At 50.7% G+C, this 3,832-nt stretch carries 6 protein-coding genes; 3 read left to right on the top strand and 3 right to left on the bottom strand.

The features are described 5' to 3' along the window. Positions 1 to 784, bottom strand: a 784-nt coding sequence (locus M0P74_18130; protein ID MCK9365505.1) for a UvrD-helicase domain-containing protein, incomplete at its 3' end; no start/stop codon positions are given. Between the two features lie 469 nt (positions 785 to 1,253). On the opposite strand from M0P74_18130, the gene M0P74_18125 reads away from it, so the two are divergent. Beyond that, the gene (locus tag M0P74_18125; GenBank protein MCK9365504.1) at positions 1,254 to 1,778 is read left to right on the top strand and encodes a gamma carbonic anhydrase family protein; all 525 of its coding nucleotides are present in this window, start codon (positions 1,254 to 1,256) and stop codon (positions 1,776 to 1,778) included. A gap of 42 nt (positions 1,779 to 1,820) precedes the next feature. Here M0P74_18125 and M0P74_18120 read toward each other — a convergent pair whose 3' ends face one another. Further along, the gene (locus M0P74_18120) at positions 1,821 to 2,099 is read right to left on the bottom strand and encodes a type II toxin-antitoxin system RelE/ParE family toxin (GenBank protein MCK9365503.1); all 279 of its coding nucleotides are present in this window, start codon (positions 2,097 to 2,099) and stop codon (positions 1,821 to 1,823) included. Further along, on the bottom strand, positions 2,089 to 2,307 hold the full coding sequence (locus tag M0P74_18115) for a TraY domain-containing protein (protein MCK9365502.1): 219 nt from the start codon (positions 2,305 to 2,307) through the stop codon (positions 2,089 to 2,091). The genes M0P74_18120 and M0P74_18115 overlap by 11 nt, the downstream gene beginning before the upstream one ends. Before the next feature lie 253 nt (positions 2,308 to 2,560). On the opposite strand from M0P74_18115, the gene M0P74_18110 reads away from it, so the two are divergent. Both M0P74_18110 and M0P74_18105 read left to right on the top strand, forming a co-directional pair. After that, complete coding sequence (locus tag M0P74_18110) at positions 2,561 to 2,797, top strand: ribbon-helix-helix domain-containing protein (protein ID MCK9365501.1); 237 nt, start codon at positions 2,561 to 2,563, stop codon at positions 2,795 to 2,797. Then, positions 2,781 to 3,164, top strand: a complete 384-nt coding sequence (locus M0P74_18105; protein MCK9365500.1) for a type II toxin-antitoxin system PemK/MazF family toxin — start codon at positions 2,781 to 2,783, stop codon at positions 3,162 to 3,164. Before M0P74_18110 ends, M0P74_18105 begins: the two co-directional genes overlap by 17 nt. Positions 3,165 to 3,832 lie beyond the last annotated feature (668 nt).

Below are 3,832 nucleotides of genomic sequence, written 5' to 3'. Positions count from 1 at the left end.
CCCGGAAGGAGTAAATGCTCTGGGAATCGTCGCCGACCACCATCAGATTGCGGTGTCGGGCGGCCAGGAGGTTCATGATTTCCGCCTGGAGACGGTTGGTGTCCTGATATTCATCGACAAGGATATGGAGGAACCGCTCCGCATAATAATCCCTTGTTTCCGGAAAATTCTGGAGCAGCTCCCGCCAGAAAAAGAGCAGATCGTCAAAATCCATGACATTCAACGCCTGTTTTCTGGTTCTGTAGCGGGAGGCGACGGCAAGGATATCCTCGGTGCGATTCTCAAAAAAAGGATAGCGATTCGCAACTATGTCCGGAAGGGGGACCTCTGTGTTGATCCCGAGGCTTACGATACTGCCGACAACATCCCCTTTGGGGAATTTGCCGGCCTTTTCGTCGATCCCGAGCTCTTTGATGCAGGTATTGATAAGTTGGCGGGAATCCTCGCTGTCGAGGATGGAAAAGTTGGCGGCAAATCCCAGCCGGCTCGCATGAACGCGCAGGGTCCGGTGGGCCAGGTGATGAAAGGTGCCCCCCCATAACCCGTATATATCACGGCCAATCAGCTTTTCAACTTGCGAGAGCATCGAACGGGCGGCCTTATTGGTGAAGGTTGCCAGAAGTATTCGCTCCGGCGGAATCCCCTCTTCCACGAGATGGGCAACCCGGCAGGTAAGCGTTCGGGTTTTGCCGCTCCCCGCCCCGGCGATAACCAGTATCGGCCCGCCCGCCTCGACAACGACCTGAAGCTGCTCGGCGTTAAGTTCTTTTTTATAGTCAATCATTGTTAATCTGTCCTTGCCCACCCTGCTTCCGGAAAACTACGGAGGTCGCCCCTGCAATCAAGATAATCCGCCAGTCCTGATTTGCCACGGGGTTATAGGTTAAAAGGCAGGGCCGGTCAATATATAATATTCCCTCTTCCCAATGAAAAATGATCCGGGTGGGAGCGCTTTGCTACTTTGTCATTGACATACAGCCAGACTGCACGTAGAGAGGCAGCGCAAACGTATCAGAAATTTGGCAAGTGGCTGGCGGACGGTTTCATCATTAGGAGCTAATTGCAAAACGCTTTGTCATGCCCGAAGGCTTCTGTCGGGCATCCATGATTTCAAACACTTGCAAACTGGATTATGAACATTAAGCTTCGCTTTCCCGCCCCAAGGAGTCGCGGGAATGACAGAGCTGGGAGTTTTGCAATTACCTCTTGGTGCAAGGTTTTAAAAAGTTGGGCATTTTCAGAAAGGTCTACTCATGCTTTATAAATTTGACGGTAAACGGCCGACGGTGGGAAAGGATACCTATATAAGCGAAACGGCAACTGTTATCGGCGATGTAATTATCGGTAATAATTGTTATATCGGCCACGGCGCTATTCTAAGGGGAGATTATGGCCGCATTGAAATCGGAGACGGAACGGCAGTGGAAGAAGGTGTGATCGTTCATGTCCCTCCCGGCGACACAAGCCAGATCGGAACAAAAGTAACTATCGGTCACGGCGCCGTAGTTCATGGAAAAAGTATTGGCGATTGGGCAGTTGTCGGTATGGGCTCCATACTCAGTATCTGGTCGGAGATCGGCGAGCGGGCGATTGTTGCCGAGGGCGCGGTCGTAAAGATGAAACAGATAATCCCTCCGCGCGTGGTTGTCGCCGGCAATCCGGCACAGATCGTCAGGGAGCTGCGTCCCCCAGACGAAGAGTTCTGGGAGATGGGCAAGCAGCTCTACATCGATCTCGCAAAGAAATACCTCGACGAAGGCATGGAGCCGGTGGAGTAGCTGCATAAGCGCCGATGCTAAGGGTTTATTAGTCTCTGTTAGTTAGTTTTTATTAATCGGGCCTTCGTAAACGTCTTTCCTATCTGCTACTCTTAAAATCAAAACCACCACTGACCCTCTGTCGATTGCGTAAATAATCCGGTAAGATCCATAGCGGTAACGATAAAGGCCCTTGAAGATTCCCTGGAGTGGCTTACCTATGCTGATGGGATCTTTGCAAAGATAATCCTTTACCTTGGCTATGATCTTCTTTTGTGCTTGCCGGTCTATTTTCTTGAGGTCGTTTACCGCCTCTTCGTTCCATCGAATACTATAGGTCAAGGATCCTCTCCACATCCTCTGTCGAGTAATATTTTGCGTTCCTATCGTTAAGACGATCAAGGGCAAGATAGGCGTCCTCATACTCCGGAAGATGCCGGACAAGTATCTCCCTGATATAGAAGCTTTTTGGACGTTGCGTTTTTTCGGCCAGAAAATCGAGCCGGGATGATATGTCATCCGTAAGCCGGACGTTTAATATTTTAGACATTGGTTCAACCTCGAAATGGATTATGCATTACGTGTGTTACATGCTAACATATATCCACACAAGAATCAAGCGATATTGTCACTTCTTGATCTGACGCAAAAATAGTTATTGCGATAATCATATTTTGTGAGGAATATGATACCGGCTTTCTTCCTGCTGGCTTTCATTCCCGGCTTTCCTCCTGTAATTCCTGTTGACAATGGCGCTGCATCAAGTTAGTATTCAACTAAAGAATACAGAACGAGGTGCATACATGAATACCATTTCCATTCGCCTTCCCGATGACCTCCTCCGGGAAGTGGACTCCCATGTAGCCGAATTGCAGATTCCCCGGGCCGAGTATCTGCGCCGGGCCGTTGTATCTATGAATCGGGCGGCCCATAGTCGTCGGCAGAGGATCAGGCTGATGGAGGTAAGCGCCCGGGTAAGGGAAGAAAGCATGGCGGTCAATCGGGAATTCGAGGAGATCGAACATGACCCGGAAACTTGAACACGGCGCCGTCTGGCTGGCCGATCTCAATCCGCAGCGCGGCACGGAACCGGGAAAGACGAGACCGTTGCTGATCATCCAGAACCAGGCGCTGTTGGACGCCGGCCACCCCTCGACCCTGGTCATTCCCCTGACAACCCGTCTAATCGAAGACGCCGCGCCCCTGCGGTTGCGTCTCAGCACCCGGGACCGCCTGGACCGGGATTCCGACCTTCTGATCGATCAGATCCGTGCCATAGACAACAAGCGTCTGGTCACGGGACCCCTTACCCTTCTCGACGCAGATGAGATGTCGCAGATTTACCAGGCCATCATGGAAGTGATGGGGATAGAACTCAATCCACGAGTCGCCTTTATGGAAACGTAACAATTATTACTTTATTCGTGACATAAATTATTGAAACAATTTATGTATTTGGAGCGTTATTTATTCCCACAGGCCGCAAACCATTCTCATTCTGACGTAGCCTGACGGCGCGGATTGTGAGATCACCGACGTTCTCCGCCCGAACAGCCGGCTAACAGGCCCGGGCGGAGGCAAAAGCGATAGAGCAGGCGCAGCGGGAAATGAACAAGGCGCGATCTTCTATGAAACCCACAGCCGAGGACTGGGACAGGCGTTCTTATCCGCGATTAAATCTGGGAAACGTCTCTTCTTTCCTCTTAACAAATAAGCATATCGGCGGTACTAAAAGGGAACCTGAAGCAACGGAGGGCTCTATCATGATTGGGTTTGATCGGATTCCCAGATAATGGGAGAGCGCGCCTGCGTACGGGGCATGCATGTAACCGTGCCGTTGATCGTGAACCTGGCAGTCAATGGCATGAGTACAGAGGAAATCTTCGATTTTGTCCGTCAAAAAGGCGCCTCTACATGATAGGACTCGATATGTTAGATCACGATGAAGTCAGTATGGGAGGTTAATCTGTGAGAGCGTATAAAACACATCTGACTGTAACGGACCCCAAACGAGTTGTGTTGACAAATCTACCCTTCAGAGCAGGGCAACGTATCAAGGTGCTTATCTTGCGGGA

The sequence above is a fragment of the Syntrophales bacterium genome (assembly GCA_023229765.1).
GTDB lineage: Bacteria > Desulfobacterota > Syntrophia > Syntrophales > UBA5619 > DYTH01.
Note: the sequence above shows the minus strand (reverse complement) of the source record. Positions and strands in the feature narration are given on the sequence as shown.